This is a genomic window from Pseudomonas sp. St316 (assembly GCF_018325905.1).
GTDB lineage: Bacteria > Pseudomonadota > Gammaproteobacteria > Pseudomonadales > Pseudomonadaceae > Aquipseudomonas.
The window spans coordinates 4,011,985-4,032,343 of the sequence record NZ_AP021901.1 but is presented as its reverse complement, the minus strand read 5'-3'; the positions used below and the strand labels follow the sequence as shown (position 1 = coordinate 4,032,343).

Annotated in this window: 17 protein-coding genes and 1 pseudogene; 10 read left to right on the top strand and 8 right to left on the bottom strand. The window is 60.6% G+C overall.

Annotation, left to right across the window (positions count from 1 at the left end; all coding sequences use genetic code 11):
- Position 1 precedes the first annotated feature (1 nt).
- Positions 2-793 (bottom strand): TIM barrel protein, encoded by a 792-nt coding sequence (locus KI237_RS17745; protein WP_212796376.1) that lies wholly within the window; start codon positions 791-793, stop codon positions 2-4.
- Complete coding sequence (locus KI237_RS17740; RefSeq protein ID WP_212796375.1) at positions 790-1,812, bottom strand: Gfo/Idh/MocA family oxidoreductase; 1,023 nt, start codon at positions 1,810-1,812, stop codon at positions 790-792. The genes KI237_RS17745 and KI237_RS17740 overlap by 4 nt, the downstream gene beginning before the upstream one ends.
- Positions 1,813-2,006: 194 nt before the next feature.
- On the opposite strand from KI237_RS17740, the gene KI237_RS17735 reads away from it, so the two are divergent.
- Complete coding sequence (locus KI237_RS17735; protein ID WP_212796374.1) at positions 2,007-3,998, top strand: sigma-54 interaction domain-containing protein; 1,992 nt, start codon at positions 2,007-2,009, stop codon at positions 3,996-3,998.
- A 27-nt stretch (positions 3,999-4,025) separates the two neighbouring features.
- On the opposite strand, the gene KI237_RS17730 is transcribed toward KI237_RS17735, so the two are convergent.
- Entirely contained in the window at positions 4,026-5,276 is a 1,251-nt protein-coding gene (locus KI237_RS17730) for an MFS transporter (protein WP_212796373.1), read from the bottom strand.
- 82 nt (positions 5,277-5,358) lie between these two features.
- Between KI237_RS17730 and glnQ the strand changes: the two are divergent.
- From glnQ to KI237_RS17715, 4 genes and pseudogenes are all read left to right on the top strand, one after another.
- A pseudogene (gene glnQ, locus KI237_RS30760) lies at positions 5,359-5,472 on the top strand (glutamine ABC transporter ATP-binding protein GlnQ); the annotation flags it as partial.
- Between the two features lie 139 nt (positions 5,473-5,611).
- Positions 5,612-6,037 carry a YciI family protein gene (locus KI237_RS17725; RefSeq protein WP_212796372.1) on the top strand — a complete coding sequence of 142 codons (426 nt, stop codon included), beginning with the start codon at positions 5,612-5,614 and terminating at the stop codon, positions 6,035-6,037.
- A 23-nt stretch (positions 6,038-6,060) separates the two neighbouring features.
- On the top strand, positions 6,061-6,468 hold the full coding sequence (locus KI237_RS17720) for a VOC family protein (RefSeq protein ID WP_212796371.1): 408 nt from the start codon (positions 6,061-6,063) through the stop codon (positions 6,466-6,468).
- A 225-nt stretch (positions 6,469-6,693) separates the two neighbouring features.
- Positions 6,694-8,436: an OPT family oligopeptide transporter gene (locus KI237_RS17715; protein WP_212796370.1), complete on the top strand. Its 1,743-nt coding sequence runs from the start codon at positions 6,694-6,696 to the stop codon at positions 8,434-8,436.
- A gap of 106 nt (positions 8,437-8,542) precedes the next feature.
- Here KI237_RS17715 and KI237_RS17710 read toward each other — a convergent pair whose 3' ends face one another.
- Positions 8,543-8,782: a hypothetical protein gene (locus KI237_RS17710; RefSeq protein WP_212796369.1), complete on the bottom strand. Its 240-nt coding sequence runs from the start codon at positions 8,780-8,782 to the stop codon at positions 8,543-8,545.
- A 509-nt stretch (positions 8,783-9,291) separates the two neighbouring features.
- Between KI237_RS17710 and KI237_RS17705 the strand changes: the two genes are divergently transcribed.
- Both KI237_RS17705 and KI237_RS17700 read left to right on the top strand, forming a co-directional pair.
- Positions 9,292-10,311, top strand: coding sequence for a substrate-binding domain-containing protein (locus tag KI237_RS17705; RefSeq protein WP_212800639.1), 1,020 nt, complete (start codon positions 9,292-9,294; stop codon positions 10,309-10,311).
- A complete protein-coding gene (locus tag KI237_RS17700) occupies positions 10,299-13,319 on the top strand; it encodes an EAL domain-containing protein (protein ID WP_212796368.1) in 3,021 nt (1,006 codons plus the stop codon). Before KI237_RS17705 ends, KI237_RS17700 begins: the two co-directional genes overlap by 13 nt.
- A 46-nt stretch (positions 13,320-13,365) precedes the next feature.
- On the opposite strand, the gene KI237_RS17695 is transcribed toward KI237_RS17700, so the two are convergent.
- The 4 genes from KI237_RS17695 to KI237_RS17680 all read right to left on the bottom strand — a co-directional run bounded on the left by KI237_RS17695 (position 13,366) and on the right by KI237_RS17680 (position 17,122).
- Positions 13,366-13,854, bottom strand: a complete 489-nt coding sequence (locus tag KI237_RS17695; RefSeq protein ID WP_212796367.1) for a hypothetical protein — start codon at positions 13,852-13,854, stop codon at positions 13,366-13,368.
- A 168-nt stretch (positions 13,855-14,022) separates the two neighbouring features.
- A complete protein-coding gene (locus tag KI237_RS17690; protein WP_212796366.1) occupies positions 14,023-14,823 on the bottom strand; it encodes a helix-turn-helix transcriptional regulator in 801 nt (266 codons plus the stop codon).
- Positions 14,824-15,059: 236 nt separating this feature from the next.
- Positions 15,060-15,644, bottom strand: coding sequence for an anthranilate synthase component II (locus tag KI237_RS17685; protein ID WP_212796365.1), 585 nt, complete (start codon positions 15,642-15,644; stop codon positions 15,060-15,062).
- Positions 15,641-17,122 (bottom strand): anthranilate synthase component I family protein, encoded by a 1,482-nt coding sequence (locus KI237_RS17680; protein ID WP_212800638.1) that lies wholly within the window; start codon positions 17,120-17,122, stop codon positions 15,641-15,643. Before KI237_RS17680 ends, KI237_RS17685 begins: the two co-directional genes overlap by 4 nt.
- A gap of 644 nt (positions 17,123-17,766) precedes the next feature.
- On the opposite strand from KI237_RS17680, the gene KI237_RS17675 reads away from it, so the two are divergent.
- From KI237_RS17675 to KI237_RS17665, 3 genes are read left to right on the top strand one after another with little or no spacing between them, the layout of a single operon-like run.
- The gene (locus KI237_RS17675; protein ID WP_212796364.1) at positions 17,767-19,119 is read left to right on the top strand and encodes a phenylacetate--CoA ligase family protein; all 1,353 of its coding nucleotides are present in this window, start codon (positions 17,767-17,769) and stop codon (positions 19,117-19,119) included.
- A gap of 8 nt (positions 19,120-19,127) precedes the next feature.
- Entirely contained in the window at positions 19,128-19,673 is a 546-nt protein-coding gene (locus KI237_RS17670; protein ID WP_212796363.1) for a GNAT family N-acetyltransferase, read from the top strand.
- A gap of 1 nt (position 19,674) precedes the next feature.
- Positions 19,675-20,358: an iron-containing redox enzyme family protein gene (locus KI237_RS17665; protein WP_212796362.1), complete on the top strand. Its 684-nt coding sequence runs from the start codon at positions 19,675-19,677 to the stop codon at positions 20,356-20,358.
- Position 20,359 lies beyond the last annotated feature (1 nt).

Below are 20,359 nucleotides of genomic sequence, written 5' to 3'. Positions count from 1 at the left end.
TTTATCCATCGAGCGTGAAGGCCTGCCTGAAACGCTCAAGCGCGACCTCGCTGTCACCGCTGGCCCAGCCTTCGAGGCCGACGACACCGCTGTATCCCATGCCGAACAGGGCCCTGGCAATGGCCGGATAATGGATTTCACCGGTGCCGGGCTCCATGCGGCCCGGGACGTCGGCGACCTGGATTTCGCCGATGGCGCTGCCGGCGCGCTGGATCAGTTCGATCAGGTTTCCTTCGCCGATCTGTGCGTGATAGAGGTCCAGGTTCATCTTCAGGTGCGGGCTGCCCACGGCCTCGATCAGCGCCAGGGTGTCGTCAGCGCGGGCGAACGGCGTGCCCGGATGGTCGACTTCGGTGTTGAGGTTTTCCAGCAGGAAAACCCGACCCGCGTCCTCGCCCAGGCGGGCGATTTTTTCCAGCGTCTTGCAGGCGCTCAACCACATGCGGCCGGTGGTCTGGGCCACGGGTTTGACCGGCAGCCCCTGATCACCCAGGCCGGTGCCATGCAGGTTCAGGCTTGGACAACCCAATTGTGCCGCGACGGCCAAGGATTCCTGGGCGCTGTCGAGCAGCTGCTGGATATCCTCGGGATCGGTCAGGTTGCCCGAGATGTAGCCGGTCATGGAGGTGAAGTCCGCGCCGGTCGCTACAAGGGCCTGGATGTCTTTGGTCGTCCAGTTCCATATCTCGACGCTGAAGCCCAGTGCGTGGATACGTTTGACTCGTTCGATAAAGGGCAGGTCGAGGAAGACCATTTCGGCGCTGATCGCCAGTTTGAACGGTGTGAAACTCATGACAGTGCTCCTTGCACCCGCACCGGCTTGCCCTGTTGGAAGGACTCGATACAGGCGCGGGCGATGGCCAGGGCCGCCCGCGCGTCTTCACCGCTGGCCAGCGGTTTTTCGCCGCTGCACACGCAACTGACGAAGTGGTTGAGCTCGGCCACATAGGCATCGCGCAGCAAGTCGGTGTCCATGCGCTGGGTGTCGGCCTGGACCCCATTGGCCAGGTATCGCAGCAAGTCAGAGTCGTTGACGTTGCCCATGGTCAGCATGCCCGCGCTGCCGAACACTTCGCCGCGGACATCGTAGCCATACACGGCCTGGAAATTGGCCTCGGCGGTGGCGATGGCGCCGTTATCGAAACGAAGGGTGACCACTGCCGTGTCGAGAAATCCTTTGTCTTTGTAGGCCGGTGCGATCAGGGCATCGGCCATCACAAAAACCTCAACCGCCTCGGCGCCCGGATTCAGGTAGCGCAGGGTATCGAAGTCATGGATCAAGGTTTCCAGGAAGATCACCCATTGTGGCGATGCGGCGGGGTTGTTCAGCGCCGGGTCGCGGGTCAGCGAGCGCAGCAGTTGTGGCGTACCGATGCGGCCAGCAAGCACGTCCAGGTGAGCAGTGCGAAAGCTTCTGGCAAAGCGACGGTTGAAGCCGACTTGTAGCGTTACTCGTGCATCGGCAGCGGCGGCAATGGCTCGGTCCGCTTCGTCCAGAGTGATGGCCATGGGTTTTTCACAGAACACACTCTTGCCGGCCCGGGCCGCATTGATCACCAGTTCGGCGTGGCTGCGTGCCGGCGCGGCAATCAGCACGGCGTCGATGTCCGGGTCGTCGAGTAATTGCTGGGGATCGGTATAGACCTTCTGCACGTCCAGTTCTGCCGCCAGGCGCGCGGCTTGGCCGGGGGTAGGGTCGGCGATGGCGGCGAGGCACGCGCCGGGGATGTGCCGGGCGGCGGTCAGGCCGTGAAAACTGCCCATGCGGCCGGCGCCGATAAGGCCAAGGCGGAGGGTTTTGGATGTGCTCATGAACATGACTCCCTTTATTGTTTTTACGACTCGGCGATCAGAATGTCCTCGTCTGTCCAAGCAGGGAGCAAGTGCTGTGCCAATAATTAACTATTTGATATATAAGGCATTTTTATATTATTAATTTGAATAGATGTTCATTTGAATGACATGTCTATACTGACATGTCGAAAATATGAACATGTGGCCGAATCATGAACCAGCAACCTGCAGCGTTGAGTGCCGAAGACCGCGATTACCTCACCACGCTAGGCCCCGCGTCGTTGAACGAAGGACCAGGCACTGCGCTGGACGAGGCCTGGCGAGCGTGCTTGCAGGGTGCTATCGAGCGGCCTGTCGGGATCCGCCGAGTGATTTGGGAGTCCTGGTTGCGCAGCGTCAGTGCCGGCCTCGATCCGCAAGATGGCGAGTACCGTTTTGTCGCGCCTGCCGACCTGACCGCGACACTGGCAGCCAACCGGGTGCTGATCGCCGCTGCGGCGCAAGTCATGCGCGGTTTGCTCGCCTATAACCCCAGGGGCCATATCAACCTGACTGATGCCGAAGGCACGACATTGTATTTCTGTGGCCTGGACCTCACACCCATTGGCAGTCGACTGCTGGAGTCGGTACAGGGCACCAATTGCACCGGGCTGGCTATTGTCGAGGACCGTTTGGTGTATGTGCTGGCCGAGGAGAACTTCGGGCTTGGCCTGCGCCAGCGCCGCATGCATTGCGCCGCCGCGCCAATCCGCGATGCCCAAGGCCGGACGCTGGGCATGTTGACCTTGACGGCAGAGCCCGGCTGGTTTCATTTCCATACGCTGGGCACCGTCCAGGCCGCGGCCGAGGCGGTCGCGAGGCAGATGGCGCTGCAAGCCTTGCTGGAAGAACAACAGACAGTGCTTGAAGTGCTCAACGAAGGCTTGGTGGTCTTGGATGAGCAGGGCTGCATCAAGGCGCTCAACCATTACGCACGGCAGTTGTTCCGCGTCGGCCGTGACCTGCTCGGCAGCCCGTTCAAGAGCCTGGGCCAGAGCGAATTGACCGATGCCGTCCTGCTCGCGGGTGGGGAAGGCGTGCGCGACCTGGACTGCACCTTTGAACTGCACGACCGCAGTCATCTGGCATGCCTGGTGTCGGTCTGCCCGCTGGAGCAAGGCGGGCGGGTTGTGTCGTTGCGCGAGAACCGACGTATCCGGGAAATCACCCGGCGGATCATTGGCACCCAGGCCAGCTACACCTTCGAAACCATCCTCGGCCGTTCACAGGCAATCGAGGATGCGCTGCACCTGGCGCGCATTGCCAGTCGCAGTGATTCGACCACGCTGATCCTCGGTGAGAGCGGCACTGGCAAGGAGCTGTTCGCCCAGGCTATCCATAATGGTAGCGATCGATGTGGCGGGCCTTTCGTGGCGGTTAATTGCGGCGCCATTCCCCGTGACCTGGTGCAGAGCGAACTGTTTGGACATGTCGAAGGCGCGTTCACCGGAGCGGCGCGCGGCGGGTCGGCAGGCAAGTTCGAATTGGCCGATGGCGGGACGATCTTCCTCGATGAAATCGGTGACATGTCCTTCGATGCACAGGTCAGCCTGCTGCGTGTCCTGCAGGAAGGCGAGGTGACAAGGGTGGGGGCGAAAAAATCGCTGCGGGTCAACGTGCGCATCATCGCCGCCACCCACCGCAACCTGAGCCAGGCAGTGGCCGAGGGGGCCTTTCGAGAGGATCTTTACTACCGGCTCAACGTGCTGAACCTGACGGTGCCGCCGCTGCGCATGCGCCGCGAAGATGTGCCGTTGCTGGCACGGCATTTTCTTGCGCGTTGTGCGCGATCGCTACGCAAGTCGATGCAAGACCTTTCGCCAGCGGCGCTGGATATGCTCGGCGCCTATCACTGGCCAGGCAATGTCCGTGAGCTGGAGAACGTCATTGAACGGGCGACCAACCTGGCGATGACCGAACTGATCGAGCCGAGCGATCTTGCCCTGGATATCAGGTTGCGAGGGCGGCCCTCGACATGGGGAAGTGCCCCTGAGCCGCGGATGGCTCCGGACCTTGGCACCCATGAGATGAATGCCATCATCGCCGCCCTCAAAGACACGCGCGGAAATATCCGTCTGGCTGCTCAACGGCTGAACGTGTCGCGGGGTGGGTTGTACAACAAAATGAGCCGGTTTGGGCTCAAGGTTGATGCGTTCCGTTCTTAGCGGGCGGTGCATGGCCAGGGGCTGAGGTCAAAAAGCGGTTTTCTTGAAGGGGCGCGCGGACACGCCCCGATAGAACGCCAAAATGGCGAGCCCCTGCACGACCACCGCTCCTGTCACGACGGCGCCGATGGCGTGATTCGGATCGGAGAAAGCCGAGCGCACCAGGCCGAAAAAGGCCGGGGCGAAGGCGTAGGTGGCTTGGCTGATCGCGACCATCAAGGCGATCACCCTGGCGGTTTGTTCTCGGCTGAACTCGGTCTGGACTATCAGTGGCGGCAAGGAGGTGGCATTGCCGATGCCCGAGCCGATCAACACCACGGCTATCCAGGCCACTGTCGGGTGGAGGTCCAGGCCCAGAAGCATCAGCGTGCCCAGCATCTGGATGGCATAACCGAGACAGGCCAGTTGTCGTCGGTTCATGCCTTGGATCATCAAGCGTGCGGCGACGTATCGCCCGCCCATCGCACTGGCAGTGGCCAGGCCCATGGCGAATGAGGCGTCATGCGCACCCATGCGGCCGACCAGGATCGAGTACAGGTGCGCGATCAAGCCGATCTGGGCGAACAGCCCCAGGGACATGCCGGCTGCCAGGGTGCGGAAACTTGCCGACCTGAGGGTCTGCATGGCGGTCCACGGCATGGCGCTGGCGCTGATTGGCACGGGTTCCGGTTGGTCTGCATTGTCGGGATGCTGTCCCAGGCTTTGTGGGCTTTTGCTGAAAACCAGGAAAGCGAAGGCGCCTATGAGCAGCACCGCGACCATGCTGATGACCAGCGCCGCCATGGCAAAGCCGAAACGTTCGATCAGCAACACCCACAGCGGCGAAAAGATCACGCCACCCAGGCTGGCGCCGTTGTAGGCCTTGCCCAGGGCCTTGGGCCTCTCCCTGACGTACCACGGCGCAATCAGGGTGTTAACGGCCGCGGCACCCAATGTGACCCAGCCGATACCGGAGCAGACGGCACCGGCATACAGCCCCCATAGCTGGTTGGCGTTAGCCCAGATGTTCACGCCAATGCCCAGGAGGATGCTGCCCAGCAGGGTGACGGTGGGTATCCCGAAGCGTGCGTAAAGGCGTGGCAGGTTGGCGATGACAAGCGTGCCGCTGAGAAAGTGCAAGGTAACGGCTGCCGAGACCTGGGCGATCGGCCAACCCGTGCGCTCCATGACCGCTTGCATATAAATCGGCGGCCCATAGAAGCCGATCCCCCAGCCGATAATCGCCAGGATGAACGTGCAGGCCAGTACGGTTTTTCCAAAAAAGCGGGTGTGTGTCATCGTCATCTCCTCCCTGTTGGCGCATAGACTAGGGGATCGACAGGTTCCTCACTTCGAGGTGCGTCGAACTATGGATGTCGAGCGGGCGATCTTCAGGGACAAGAATGAAGTCGTCGAACAGGCTGCGCCGAACCACTTCTTCGACAGCTCGCGGAACGACCGCACCAAGCTGTTCCTGAGCCAGATCCTGCATTGAGGATGGAGTCCAATGGCCTGGTCTGGAGTCGGTAAAAAAATATTCTCATCGGGCTGTCGATTTCGGCCATTGCCATTCGATTAGTCCGTAGAGCCGCCACACGGACGGCTTGATCCATCCATTCTCAGGAGATCAGAGCATGCGATTTATGGTGATTGTCAAAGCCAGTCCGGAATCGGAAGCCGGAGAAATGCCCAGTGCGCAACTGCTGGCCGCCATGGGTGCCTACAACGAAGAGCTGGTCAAGGCCGGGGTGATGCTCGCCGGTGAGGGCCTGCACCCCAGCGCCGAGGGCGTGCGCGTGCAGTTTTCCGGCAAGGACCGGACGGTGATCGATGGGCCCTTTGCTGAAACCAAGGAGCTGATCGCCGGTTTCTGGATCTTCAAGGTCCAGTCATTGCAGGAGGCCATCGATTGGGTCAAGCGCTGCCCGAATCCGATGGTCAGCGACAGTGAAATCGAGATCCGCCAGATCTTCGAGCTTGAAGAGTTCGGCGAGTCCGTTACCCCCGAGTTGCGCGAGCAGGAAGAACGCTTGCGGGCGCAGATGTCCGGCCAATCGTGAAACCGGCTACAGGAGAATCCACCATGAGAATCATTCCTTACCTGACCTTCAACGGTCACTGCAAGCAAGCCTTCGCTTTGTACCAAGAGGTCCTGGGCGGCGAGCTGTTTTCCATGTCTTTTGCCGAGGCCCCCGAGGAAACCGGGATGCCCAAGGATCCCAACCTGATCATGCACACGTGCCTGACCGTCGGCGCCTTCAGCCTGATGGCCTCCGATTGTCCGCCAGGCCAGCCGTATCGCAAGCCGCAAGGCGTGTCGGTTTCCCTCAACGTCGACAGCGTGGAGGAGGCCGAGCGGTTGTTTAATGGTTTGAGCGCCGGTGGCAGCGTGCACATGCCCTTGGCGAAGACTTTCTGGGCGGAACGCTTTGCCATGTTCGAAGACCGTTTCGGGATTGCCTGGATGGTCAATTGCGAGGGCAAGCGATAGGTCGAACGTTGCCAGGGTTCCCCACCTTCAGGTGAACCTTGCGCCAATACAGCGTTCCCTTATTAAGTTGCCGCTTCATATGACCCTGTGGGAGCGAGCTTGCTCGCGATGGCGATGGATCAGTTACATCGTTAGAGGCTGAAACCCCGCTATCGCGAGCAAGCTCGCTCCCACAGGGGATCAATCTGAATCTGGCCGCTGCCCCAGTGCCGATAAGGATTTCGCATGCATCCAACCTCGTCCACATTCCCCTTGAACGCCGCCGTCGAACGCGAGCTCAGTCCGCGTGCGGTCAGCACGGGAATCGTCCTCGGTATCCTGCTGACACCTTCCAATGTCTATGCCGGGTTGAAGATCGGCTGGTCGTTCAACATGTCGATCATCGCCTTGCTGGTTGGCTATGGCCTCTGGCAAGGCTTGGCGAGTCGATCGGTGGGGCGATTGCCCTGGACGCTGCACGAAAGCAACATCAACCAGACCGTGGCCTCTGCCGCTGCGTCGATCATTTCCGGTGGGTTGGTCGCGCCCATCCCGGCCTATACCTTGCTGACCGGCCAGCAGTTGGATGCCATTCCCATGGTGGCCTGGGTCTTTTCGGTGAGCTTCCTGGGGATCTGGATTGCCTGGTACCTGCGCCCCTCACTGCTCAACGACAAGGCGCTGAAATTTCCCGAGGGCATGGCAACCCTGGAAACCCTGCTGCACATCTACAACCACGGCCACGAAGCCGCGACGCGCTTGAAGGTGCTGCTCGGCGCTGCATTGCTGTCCGGGCTGGTCAAGGCGATCGACACCTTCATGTGGGCCATCGCGCGCTGGTCTCCGAGCGCCCAGCTGGAGCGCCTGACGTTTACCGCTGACCCTTCGCTGTTGTTAGTGGGGTTCGGCGGGATCATCGGTATTCGCGTGGGCCTGACGTTGCTGCTCGGTGCCTTGCTGGCGTGGGGCGGGTTGGCGCCGTGGCTGCTGGAGCAAGGCCTGGTGCAGTTGCCGCACGGCAGCAGCGGCCCGCAGTTCGCGGCGCTGGTGGAGTGGTTGCTCTGGCCGGGGGTGAGCCTGATGGTCTGCTCGACCCTGGCCTCATTGGCGATTCGCTTGTGGGCATTGCACCGGTCCACCAAGGCGGGCGGCGGGGCGATCTGGACGCTACCCAAGCCCGGGCCTGTCGCCGGTTTTGTACTGTCGATCATCCTGGTGGTGAGCCTGCAAGTGCTGTTGTTCGGCATCAACCCGTGGATGGCCTTGTTGACCATTCCCTTGGCGATCTGCCTGGCGGCGGTGGCCGCCCGAGTGGTCGGCGCCACGGGTATTCCGCCGATCGGGGCCATCGGACAATTGTCCCAGTTGAGCTTCGGCATCGTCGCGCCGGGACAGGTGCCGATCAACCTGATGAGCGCCAACACCGCCGGTGGTTCGGCCGGGCAGTGCACCGACTTGATGAACGACTTCAAGGTAGGCCGGGCGATCGGCGCCACGCCGCGCAAGCAGTTGATCGCCCAGACCCTGGGGATTTTCGTCGGTAGTATCGTCGGCGTGTTGGCTTACCTGGCCCTGATCCCGGACCCGCAAACCATGCTGCTCACCGAAGAGTGGCCAGCCCCGGCAGTCGCCACCTGGAAGGCCGTGGCGCAAACCTTGACCCTGGGCCTGGATTCATTGTCAGCGAGCATCCGCTGGGCGATTTTCATCGGCGGCCTGGTCGGCTTGTTGTTGGGAATCCTCGACAGCCTGCTACCGGGGCATCGGGCCCGGTACCTGCCAAGCACGGCGGCCTTGGGCCTGGCCTTCGTCTTGCCGGCCTCGGTGTCCCTGATGATGGCCCTCGGTGCGGTGCTGACGTGGTTGGTGAGCTGCCGCTGGCCGAGCCTTACGGAACGCTTCGCCATCACCGCGGCGGCGGGGTTGATTGCCGGGGAGAGCATTACCGGGGTGGGGGCGTCGTTGTGGCAGATGCTTGGGAATGGGTGAAGGGCGCAACTGTTGGGGCACAGTCGTCAATGCGATTGTGCACCTTGGCATCACCCCCAGCGCTGTCCAGCACCTGACCCGTTGTCAGTGAAGGACGTGCATATCGCTAGGGCTGGCCTGCGGTCTTGGTGGAGACAATTTTGCCGTAGTTTTCTGCTGGTGGTGTCTCGACCACCAACATGCGTCCTTTGCGACACTTGAACTTCACCCCTTTGCGCGGCGCCATGACTCTGGCCGTCTCCATGCACATTGCCTTGGAAGCAAAGGTTGGCCCTGGTTGTCGTTCCTCGACACAGCCTTCGAAGCCACTGCAGATCGTCATCACCACAAAATAAACAGTCATCATCTCGGTGTCGCTCCATTGAGTGATGCGATTAATTACTTCCTGTAGTCCAGGTCGGCGGCCTAAACGTTTTGCGGGGGGTTGCCTGCGGATGATGAGCTTCGATTTGAACCCCCAGCAATGGCACACGGGTACCGTGCGTCGGGAAACCGTCACTGTATTAATTTATTTTTATTTCATCGGATTTTGTGCCAATAAGTTGGCGTCATCCGGGGTGAAGTGAGCATGCTTAAGGTGGCTTGGGATGGCCGTCACCGGGCGGTGAGAACCGACTATCCTTTGGGTACACTGCATTCTTGGCAAAAAGGGACGTCATGCCAGACTTTGATCGCGCCACCAGCCCCATACATGGCCTCACATGCGCCGATCGAACCTGTTCGATCGGGCCCAGGTTTCCGAGGTCCTCGTTACTGCGGATGGCTTCAATAACGGTTTCCTGTCTTTTCACGGCAACTTCCGGATACGGTCAGGATTTGCCAAGCGCAGCGGGTCTCGAGAACGCTGCGGTCACGGTGATTCAAGCGCAGGAAATCGTTTCCAAGGCCACCCTCGGTGCCGTTCGTTGGAGCGGCCCTGAATCTGGCCCGCGAGCCCAGGGGGGCAAGAGCATCGCGCTTGTCGCAGAAGATTTGCGTAACGGAGGCATTGTCGGTGTCGCGCAGGGCGCCCGGGAGGCCGCCAATGCGTTGGGCTGGACGCTGAAGATATACGACGGTGCCGGCTCATCGGCCGGACGCGCAAAGGCCTTTTCCGATGCCCTGGCAGCGGAACCCGACGGCCTTATCCTGTGCGGCTCCGATGCCCTTGAGAACAAAGCGGCGCTGCTGCTCTTCGCCAACAAGGAGGTACCGGTGGTTGGCTGGCACGCTGGAGTACGCCCGGGGCCGATTGACGGTACGCCGGTGGCCATGAACGTCACGACCGACCCGCTTGAAGTGGCGCGCCTCACCGCCATGGCGGCAGTGGTGCAGTCAAACGGACGCGCCGGCGTGGTGATCCTGACCGACTCCAAGTACAGCATCGCCATGGCGAAAGCCAAGGCCATGGAAGACGTCATTCGTGCCTGTCGTGAATGTAAGTTGCTGGAGGTGCGCGATGTGGCGATCTCCGAAAGTGGCGAGAAGATGCCGGCGATCACCAAACAATTGCTTCAGCGCTATGGCAAACGCTGGACCCATGCGTTGGCCATCAACGACATCTATTTCGACTACTCGATTGCCTCGCTGACCAGCGCCGCCATACCCAGTGATGGCATCAGCCTGTTGTCTGCCGGTGACGGCAGCGCTTCGGCTTTCCTGCGCATACAGGCAAAGACCTATCAGACCGTTACTGTGGCCGAGCCGCTCAACCAGCATGGCTGGCAAGTAATGGATGAGTTGAACCGGCTGTTTGCAGGTCAACCAGTGAGCGGCTTCGTCGCGCCGATTCACTTGGTCAACGCCGACAATATCGCCTTCGATGGCGGGAAAAAATTCCAGTACGATCCTGACAATGGCTATCGAGACATCTATCGCCACCAATGGAACCCCTGACGTTGGACATGACTTCCCGGCTTGGACGCCAGCTATTGCCCCAATCGCTGCGCGCACAATTCACCCTGGCGTTCCTGACGCTGGCGCTGCTGATCCTGGCGGGGGGAGCGACTGCGGTCTACGCGTTGCGCACCTCAAACAGCGCCACTCGCCAGTTGACGGATGAACGACTGGTCCGCATGCAAAATGGGCAAGACATGGTGCAGCGCACCTTGCTGATCGAACGCCAGACCGACCAGTTGCTGACCACCCGTTCCCCTGACATCCTGCGTTCAAGCTATGCGGCGACCGTCGAACAGCTTGAAGCCCTCGATCAACAGGTGCAGCAACTGACTGCCGCAAACAGTGGCGTGGCGATACTCGACATGCATCAGTCGAGTCAGATGTTCCGCAACACCGCCAACATCGTTGCGCAACTGCGAGAAAGCCTGCTGCAAACCGAGGTCACCTTCGGGCAGGCCCTGGAGGATCGCACCGCCCGATTAACGGCGACCCAGACCCGGGCCAGCCTGGAACTGGCGGTGCTGCTTTTCGATCTGCCGCAGGCGGTTGACAGTGAGGCCGTGCAACGGTTGCGGGCTCGATATGAGCGCCTGCTAGGCACCGCAGGCGTGTTATCCGACGCTGATGTGCAGACGCCGGATCTCTTCTCCCAGCGCCAGACGCTCATCGATCAACACAACGTCCTGCAGCGCTTCAATGAGCAACTCAAGAACGAGGCCGGGGTCCTGGTCGCGGTGGCCCGTGCGCAATCGAGTGCTTACACCCAAGACTATCGCCAAGCCGTGCAGCGCCTGGTCGATGCCTCGAATCGCAGCCAGCAATGGGTGCTGATCATGTTGGGCGCCAGCCTGGTGTTCGCCTGGTTCGTGACCCGGGTTTTCATGGGCCGTCATGTGCTCGTGCGCCTGAATGCAATCAGCCGGCAATTGCGACAGGAACACACGGACAAAACGCATTTGATGATGGCCGACCATGGGAAGGACGAGATCGGCAACATGGCGCGGGCGGTGAATCAATTTCTCGAAGACCGGCTTCAGCTGGAGAAAAGAACGGCCCAACTGAGTATCGCCACGCAACGGCTCGCCGTGCAAAACGACCGATTGGAGCAGGAGGCCATCGTTCGTGCCGGACAAGGTCATGTCCTGGAGCTGATCGCCAGGAGCACCGAGCTTGCAGAAGTGCTCGACAGCCTGGCGCACCTGGTCGAGTCCCAACTGGAGGGCATGAAGGTCTCCATCCTGCTGCTGGATGAGGAGGGCAAGCACCTGCTGCACGGGGCCGCACCCAGTTTGCCGAAAGCTTATAGCCAGCTCATCGACGGAATTGAAATCGGTCCGAACGTCGGTTCATGTGGTACCTCGGCCTATCGACGAGAGCCAGTCATCGTCACGGACATCGAGCAGGATCCACTGTGGGAAGCGTACCGTTCACTCGTTGCGCCCTATGGCTTTCGCGCCTGCTGGTCGACGCCGATCCTGTCCCATGAGCGAAAGGTCCTGGGCACGTTTGCCGTGTATGCCAACACCGTGCGCAGCCCCAGCGCGGCCGAGACGCATCTGATCGGCATGGCCACGCCGCTTGCCGGCATTGCGATAGAACGCCAACTGACCGAAAAGCGCATTCGCTTCATGGGCGACCATGACGCACTGACCGGGCTGCCGAATCGCACGCTGCTTGAAGACCGCCTCAAGCAGGCGATGCTTTATGCCCAGCGTTACAACCGGCTGGTGACCGTGGTGTTTCTCGACCTGGACAAATTCAAACTGGTCAATGACAGCCTTGGGCACAGTGCCGGGGACGAACTGCTGAAAACCGTCGCCCAGCGCATGCTGGGATGTGTACGGCGTACCGACACCGTGGTGCGACTGGGTGGCGACGAGTTTGTGATCATCCTGTTCGACCAGCCCTCGGACCTGGACGGCGTGACGCCAGTCCTGCACAAAATCCAGGAAGCCATCCTGCGGCCTATCCAGTTGAGCGGCCATACGCTCCACGTCACCTGCAGCATGGGGTTGGCCACGTACCCTACCGATGGTACCGACACCGACACGTTGCTCAGCAATGCGGACGCTGCCATGTACCGGGCCAAGGAACTGGGGCGCAACAGCTTCCAGTTCTATACGAGCGAGATGAATAACAAGGTCCAGGGCAAGCTCGCCATGCAAGACGGGCTGCGAAGCGCGCTCAACAATGACGAGTTCCTGCTGTTGTACCAGCCACAGGTGGATCTGCAGTCAGGCCAGATCATCGGCGTAGAGGCATTGATCCGCTGGCAGCATCCCGAGCTCGGCATGGTTTCTCCCATCAAATTCATTCCCCAGGCCGAAGAGACCGGGTTGATCGTGCCTATCGGCGACTGGGTGATCCATACCGCGTGCAGGCAGAACAAGGCTTGGCAGGATGCCGGTTGGCCGCCGATCACCATGTCGGTGAACATCTCAGCCCGTCAGTTCATCGAAAGGGACCTGATCGACCGGGTGATGCATGCCTTGCAGGAAACCGCACTGGACCCGATGTACCTTGAGTTGGAGCTGACCGAAAGCCTGATCATGCAAGACCTTCAGCAAGCCATCAGCAAGATGAGGGCCCTGCAAGCCATGGGCATCAGCCTCTCGATCGACGACTTCGGCACCGGCTACTCCAGCCTCGCCGCATTGAAAAGCTTCCCGATCGCCAGGCTCAAGATCGACCAGTCTTTCGTGCGCGATCTGCCCAACAACGAGAACGACAAAGCCATCGCCACCGCCGTGATCTCGTTGGGGCACAAGCTGAACCTCAAGGTCATTGCCGAAGGTGTCGAAACCCAGGAGCAGCAAACCTTCCTGCGTGATAACGGCTGCGATGAAATTCAGGGATACTTCTTCAGCGAGGCGGTCAGTGCGCAGGAAATCAGCCGGTTACTGCGTGCGTCCGGAGTGTCTGAACCAAGCCGCCTTGCGAGCCCTGGCTCGGTGCGGCAAAAGTGCGATGTAAAACGTCCAAACCGTCCAATGCCCGGGCATTGACGACTGCGCCTTTCAATATTTCCGCGGGAGAGGGTATCACCGGATCTCAGGAAGCATCCTGCTCATAGCTGCAACCCACGTAGAGATCGCTGTCCTTGTCTTCCGTGGAGACCACTCGCAGGGTAGCGCCGTTGCCGAGGCTGCGCTGATAGTCAACGTAGCCGTCGGTATCGAGGGTCTTTTGCAGTTTCAGGGTGCTGGCGAGCTTCTCGGCATCGGCCTTCGGGCTGCTGCTTTTGGCCTGGAGAAAGAAGCTGACGCGGTCGGTCATCACCAGGGTGGTCGACGACACGCCGTGCACCGTCAGCGCCGGGGTGGCTTGCCAGGCACCACCGCCCCACGGGCTGTGGGCTTCATCCTTGGGGAGCGTCAGTTGCTCGGCGTCAACCAGGCCATTGAACTCGCTCACTTGCTGCGCACTGGCCTGGCACTGCGCCAGGGCCTTGAACAAATCGCTGTGGCTCGGGCCCGCTGCCGAGACAGAAAAGGTGGACAGGCACCCGGCCAGGGCGACGAGACCAAGAGAGATTTTCATGCCGACATCCTTGTTCAGTTGACTAACAGGTGGTGGATACCCGAGGTAAATGGCTGCAGGCTTCGGGAATGAACGTGCTGCCTGCAGGTCGCAAGCTTGCCATCGCTGACTTGGATATGCCATCAGGTTATCCCTGAGGATGGCCTGTCGTAGAAACCACTTTTGTGCTCATTTCTGGCACCGGTAAGTCGGCGAGTTAACGGTCGGCATGACCAGGCCACAGGCTACCGCAGCACTGACGGCCTGTTGGCGGCTTACCGAGCCCAGCTTGCGTCGGGCATTGAGCAGGTGGAAGTCGATGGTGCGTTCGGAACAGGTCAGGATGTGGCTGATCTCCCAGGTGGTCTTGCCTTCGCTGGCCCAGTACAAGCAGTCCATTTCCTTGGGCGTCAGGTCCTGGCGCGGTTGGGCAGGCCGTTGCAATTGATGTCGTATCCCGGCGAGCAAGTAGGGGATAAGCATGAACAGTTGATAAACAGCGGGGTTGGAAAAACCCTTCTGTTCGGTGATCTGCATATCGTCGAAGGCCACGCTCAAGGTCCCCCTGAGCATTTCGTAGCGCAGCGGGATACTCACGCCGCTGCGCAGGCCGTGTTGCTCGCGTTGCTCCCAGAAGAGCCGGGAGCGTCCCCGCGCGCGTCGTCGCTCGCTGTCCCAGAAAAGCGGCACCAGTTCGCGTCGACAGTGCCTGAGTATCGGGTCGATCTCGATCAACCCGTCACAGCGGTAGTGCTCCAACCAGTGTTTGGGGAAGGTGGTGATGAGGCCGGCCAGAGGGTCGGTATCCCTCGGCGTTGCTGGCCCCAGGCTGATGAGGTAGCTGCCAAAGCCGAGTTGGCGCAGCACTTTGTTCAGCAGGCGCTCCCAATCGCAACGGTTGGCATCCTTGGCGAGGCTCGTGAAGGCGGTCAGCGTAGCGGCACGCTCGGCCTGGGTCCGGCCGCAGGCGGGGGAGTGGTGTTTGTCCATAAACGGATCGCTCTAGTTGTAGCAGGAATGAAGCAGTCGCAGTACGGGGAAAGAAGGGGCGCATGCCTCGAATGCCGATCAGTCAGGTGGCAGAACCTGTGGGAGCGAGCTTGCTCGCGAAGGCTGTGTCCCGGGCGATATGCCTGTTGACGGTGCAGCCGTCTTCGCGAGCAAGCTCGCTCCCACATGGGTTTCGCTTAACTGATTGGCATTGGCGCATGCCCCTTGCGGGTGGATCACTTGTGCACGTGACACCGGATGAAACTGCGGAACAGGTCCAGGCCGTTTTCGGTGAGGATGCTTTCAGGGTGGAACTGCACGCCCTCCACCGGCAGGTGGCGATGGCGTACGCCCATGACATAGCCATCGTCCGTTGATCTGGACGTGATCTCCAAACAGTCGGGTAACGGCTGCTCGCTGATCATCAACGAGTGGTAGCGAGTCGCTCGGATCGCGCGAGCCTGGGTGTGGTCATAGACGCCCTTGCCGTCGTTCTCGATCGTACTCACCTTGCCGTGCATCACGTGTGGGGCCCGGCAAGCCTGGGCGCCGAAGGCCAGGCCGATGGCCTGGTGACCCAGGCACACACCCAACAGCGGCAGGCGCCCCTGAAAGTGCTTGATCACTTCGATGTAGCCCACATCCGCCGGATGCCCGGGCCCAGGGCCCAGCACGCAGAAATCTGGCGAGAACGCTTCAATGCGTTGGATAAGGTCCGGTACGTCGTGACGCTCGACGTGGGTTTCCAGCCCCAGTTGTTCCAGGTACTGGCTGATGATGAAGACGAAGCTGTCATAGGCGTCGATCAAGAATACTTTCACAGGGCGATCTCCTGGCCGGTCACCGCCCGGTAGACGGAACCCATCTTGTAGAGTGTCTCTTTCCACTCAAGCTCTGGCACCGAATCGGCCACCACGCCGGCGGATGCACGCAAGTGGTACGTGCCCTCGTCGAAGACCGTCGAGCGAATGCACAATGCGGTGTTGACGCTGCCATCGAAGCCGACCAGGCCAAGGGCCCCGGCATAAATGCCCCGGCGGTTGCTCTCCATCCCCTCGATCAGCTCCATCGCCCTGACCTTGGGCGCGCCGGACATGGTGCCCGCGGGGAACGATGCCTTGATCACGTCATAGGCATCCAGCCCCGGGCGCAGCAAGCCGCGAACGTTCGACACCATGTGGTAGAGGTGCGAGTACTCTTCCACCAGCATGAACTCATCGACCTCCAGCGAGCCGGCCTGGCACACGCGCCCGATATCGTTGCGACACAGGTCGATGAGCATCAGGTGCTCGGCGCGTTCCTTCTCGGAGCGGGTCAGCTCCAGGACCAACTGAGTCGGATCGACACCAGGCTTCTTGCCCACGGTGCCGGCGATCGGGCGCATCTCGATCAAGTCGTCCTTGATCCTGACGAACAGCTCCGGACTGGCGCCGATCAGGTCGATGCCGCCTACGTGGGCCAGGTACATGTAGGGGGAAGGGTTGCGCAGGCGCAGGTTCTGGTACACATCGAACGGCGAAACCTGCGAGCGGATGCGAATCTCATGGCCGAGCTGGATCTGGTAGACGTCACCGGCGCGGATGTGCTCCATCGCCACTTCGACACGCTCGACGAATTGCTCCGGGGTCACCGTGCGCTCTTCCTCGAAGGCCTCGGGGTAGGGGAGCGGAGCCAGCGCCTCGGAGGCCGGGGTTGTGCTCAGGAAGGGGTAATCCTCCAACGTACGGGGCGACCAGAGATCGTGGTTGTTGATCAGGGTTTCGACGATGCCGTTGCTGTGGAAATAAACCAGCGTCTGGTAGACCGACAAGGCAATGAGCGGGTAGTCGTAGGTCTGTTTGGCCAGATCGGGAAGTCGCTCGATCAGGCGAACGCAGTCGTAGGAGAAATAGCCAAAGAAGGCCAGGCTGGAAGGGGCATTGGACGCCGGCTGGAACGTTGCCTGGATAGCCCGGAGCAGGTTCCACGCCGCCTCGCTGTCGGGTAGATGGACCTTGTGTTCCTGGTCGACCTGCAGGCCCGCTTGCCGCAGGCTGGCAGACAAATGTTCACACAGGGCGGCGCAGCCCCGCAGTTGGGCCTGGCCCTCATTGATACACACTTCGAAGAGCGGTTCGAGCCCGATGATTGTCGCTCGGCGATCACGGCTTGGGCCGGACAGTGACTCAAGAATGAAAACAGACTCGCGACCCAGTTGTTCGAGTGCATTTGCATATATGCCAAGTGCATCCGTAGGTCGACGTTCTTCGCGGCGAAGAACATTCACGCCAATTAAATTTTTATTCACGGTTAATACCATATTCAAGGTGTAACGATTCAGGCGCTCGATTAAGAGAGCGCCACGGGAATATAAAGCGCGCAGGCACTTTAAATACGTGTTGACGGATATTCTGAATAGACGGGGCGGACGCTGTTCATGTCGCGCGCACTAAAAAGCTTGCAATGGATTGCAGCCAATTGTTGCGCAGGGCAAAGGCGCGAGCGCCATCGATTTCAGAGGGGAAAGATCAGGACGTTGCTGGCAGGCAGCAGACAGGCTCCGGTCTTCGCTAGATTAGCGACGCCAGATATTGCTTTTGAAGATGGCCAGAATGGCCCGGGAACAGCTGTCGGGATAGCTGTGGGAGGAACTGATAGCAGAAAGGTGATAGTACATTTTTAGACATCCCAGTCTTGGCTAAGCACTGCGGGAATAATGGGCAGTGCGGCGAAATTACCAGCGTGCCCTGGGGCTGTCAACCGCTGAGGGAATATTAATCTTTCATTCATTTCTGAATGTCGACGGGGCGAAGAGCTATCCCGGCGCGTATGTAATCGCGCGTGCTTTTAACAAGAAACTCGTGCGCGCACAACTGCGAGATAGCGCAGCTGGGTATTTGCAAGTTCTGTTACTAACGTAGCGGCCGTTGAGTTCCAGTAACCCATCAAACCTGAGCGGCTGAAATGAAAGAGCATTTAGAGACATTCAAGAAGCGGTACGATCCGATTCATCATGCCTATTGGACCGACGTCCTCAGCGACACCGAGCTGGCGGCCTGGCACCAGTCACAGTTGCGGGAAGTGATCGGCCACGTGAAGCGGTCCTCGCCGTTCTATTCCAGGCACCTTGCCCAGGTCGACGAGCGTTCGCTGACCTTGGATGACCTCGCCACCTTGCCATTCACGACCAAGGATGATCTGCGCGAAGCAGGCTTCGACATCTTGTCCGGCCCGCTGGAAGACAGCATCTTCTATTACGAGACCACGGGGACCACCGGTCCCGCCACGCCATGCCCGCGGGACCGCAAGGAAAGCTACGCGAGCAATCGCCAGCTGGCGATGGCCTACCAGGCCGTGATCGAAAAGCATTTCCCGGGCGAAAAGACCGTGGTCGGCATCATGGGACCTACCGAGGTCCATTCCTTCGGTGACACCCTGGGTGATGTCTGCACCCAGCTCGACCTGTGCAATGCCAAGATCTGGCCGCACTCACCGGTGATCGGTTGGCCCAAGGCACTGCAACTGCTCAAGGACCTGCGGATCGGCGTGCTCGCATCGGCGCCGGGGCTGTTGCTGGCCATGGCCAAGGAAGCCGAGCGCCTGGGCCTGAACCCACGCGAGGACTTTGCCTTGCGCGCGTTCATGATGAGCGGCGAGCTGTGCACGCCTGCGTTGAAGAACAACCTCTACAGCCTGTGGGGCGCGCAGGCCTACAACAGCCTGTATGGCTCCCAGGAGGCGATGATCATCGCGGCCTGCAACGCCAACGACCAGTTGGTGCCGCATCGCCTCAACTACATCATCGAGGTGCTCGATCCCAAGTCCGGGCAAAGCCTGGGCTGCACCGGCGACGGTGAGTTGTGCGTGACCATGCTGATCCCTGGCAGCAAGCCGTTGATTCGCTACCGCACGGGTGACCTGGTCTCGATCCAGTCGCGCCCCGGCTATGCGCAATCGATGCGCCAGACCGTCAAGGTCGTCGGTCGGGTGAAGGATGCCGTGCAACTGAACGATCGTGCCTTCTCGGCCGCACAGATCGAGCAGGCGCTGCTTGAAGGCGTCGAACAATGCCTTGGTTACCAGATCATCCTCAGTCGCGCCAATGATCGCGACACCGTTATCGCCAAGCTGGAAATGTCGCGTTTCTTCGAAGGCGATCGTGGGCGTCTGGTGCTGCTGATCAAGGAGCGCTTGCGCGAACGGCTGGGAGTCGATGCCACGGTCATGGTGGTGGGCGATCTGGCCGAGCATGTGAACCTGGGCAGTTGGTTCAGCTGGAAAGAAGCGCGCATCGTCGATCAGCGTCAAGGCCAGTGAGGTCAGCGATGAGCCTGTCTGTTCGCGTGATCGACAACGCCAATGAACTGTTCGAGTCCGTCCGGCAACTCAGGAGTCGCTACCTGGGGACCAACCCGGCACGGGAGGATGACTTCGAGCGCAGGGAGCAAGTACGCGACGCCTTGTCCTATCACCTGGTCTACCTGGACAAGAACGAAGTGGTCGGGACGTTGCGTGTCACCCCGCTGGGGCATGGCCTGAGCTTCGTCGAGCGAGCGGTCGACGTGCAGGCCTATTTCGAACAATCGACGGATGCCTTCGATGCCAATCGCCTGGTGCTGGACGAGCGATACCGCGGCGGTCGGCACCTGCGCATGTTTCTCCTGCAAGCGGCCATCTGGCTGAAAGCCAACACCCACCTGCGATTTATCTCGGCACTGTGCCGCGGCCAATTGGCTGCGCTTTATGTCGGCCTGGGCGGGCGCGTGCTGGTGGATGACGTTACCTGGACCGGGGAACAGGTCGAGCGGCGCTACAGCCTCGTGTACCTGGAACTCGAAAGTGTTTACCTCAATGTTAAAGGAGCCAATTGAAATGCAAACATTCTTCAAGGAACTCGACGCTATCGTCGAAGCGGGTTGGGCCCAGATCAAGCAGGGCGCCTACTGGAAATTCAGCCTGGACAACCCGACGCCGCCAGCCCTCTACCAACAGCTCATGCTGCAGGTCTACCACTACACCCGCTACAACTCGGTGAACCAGGCCGCCTGCGCCTTCAGTGCCGATCCAGAGGAGACGACGCTGTTGCGCTTCGTCTACAAGCACGCCTTGGAAGAACTGGGCCACGAGCGCATGGTGCTGCGTGACCTGGAGTCGGTCGGGCTGCTGCCGCAAGCCATGCCGGCGCCGCTGGCGCCGACCCAGGCACTGATCGCCTTTCTCAACGATGTGGCTATCCGCAAGGGGCCGATCGCTCGACTGGGCTACAGCTACTGGGCCGAGGACGTCTACGAGCACATCCAACCGATCCTGGAGCGGTTCCGCGCCGACCTGGGCTTGAAGGATGAGCAGATGACCTTCTTCGTCGCCCACTCGACCATCGACGAGAAGCACGCCGAAGAGGTGCGTGTGGCGATGCAACGTGCGGTGAAGACCGAAGAAGATCGTCGTCAGATCAAGGAAGTGGCCCGCGTCACGTTGTGGCTGACCGGGCAGTTGATGGAAGAGGCGTTGCGCGCCTATCTGGCTGGCGAAGAAGGGTTGCGGGAGGCGTCCTGAA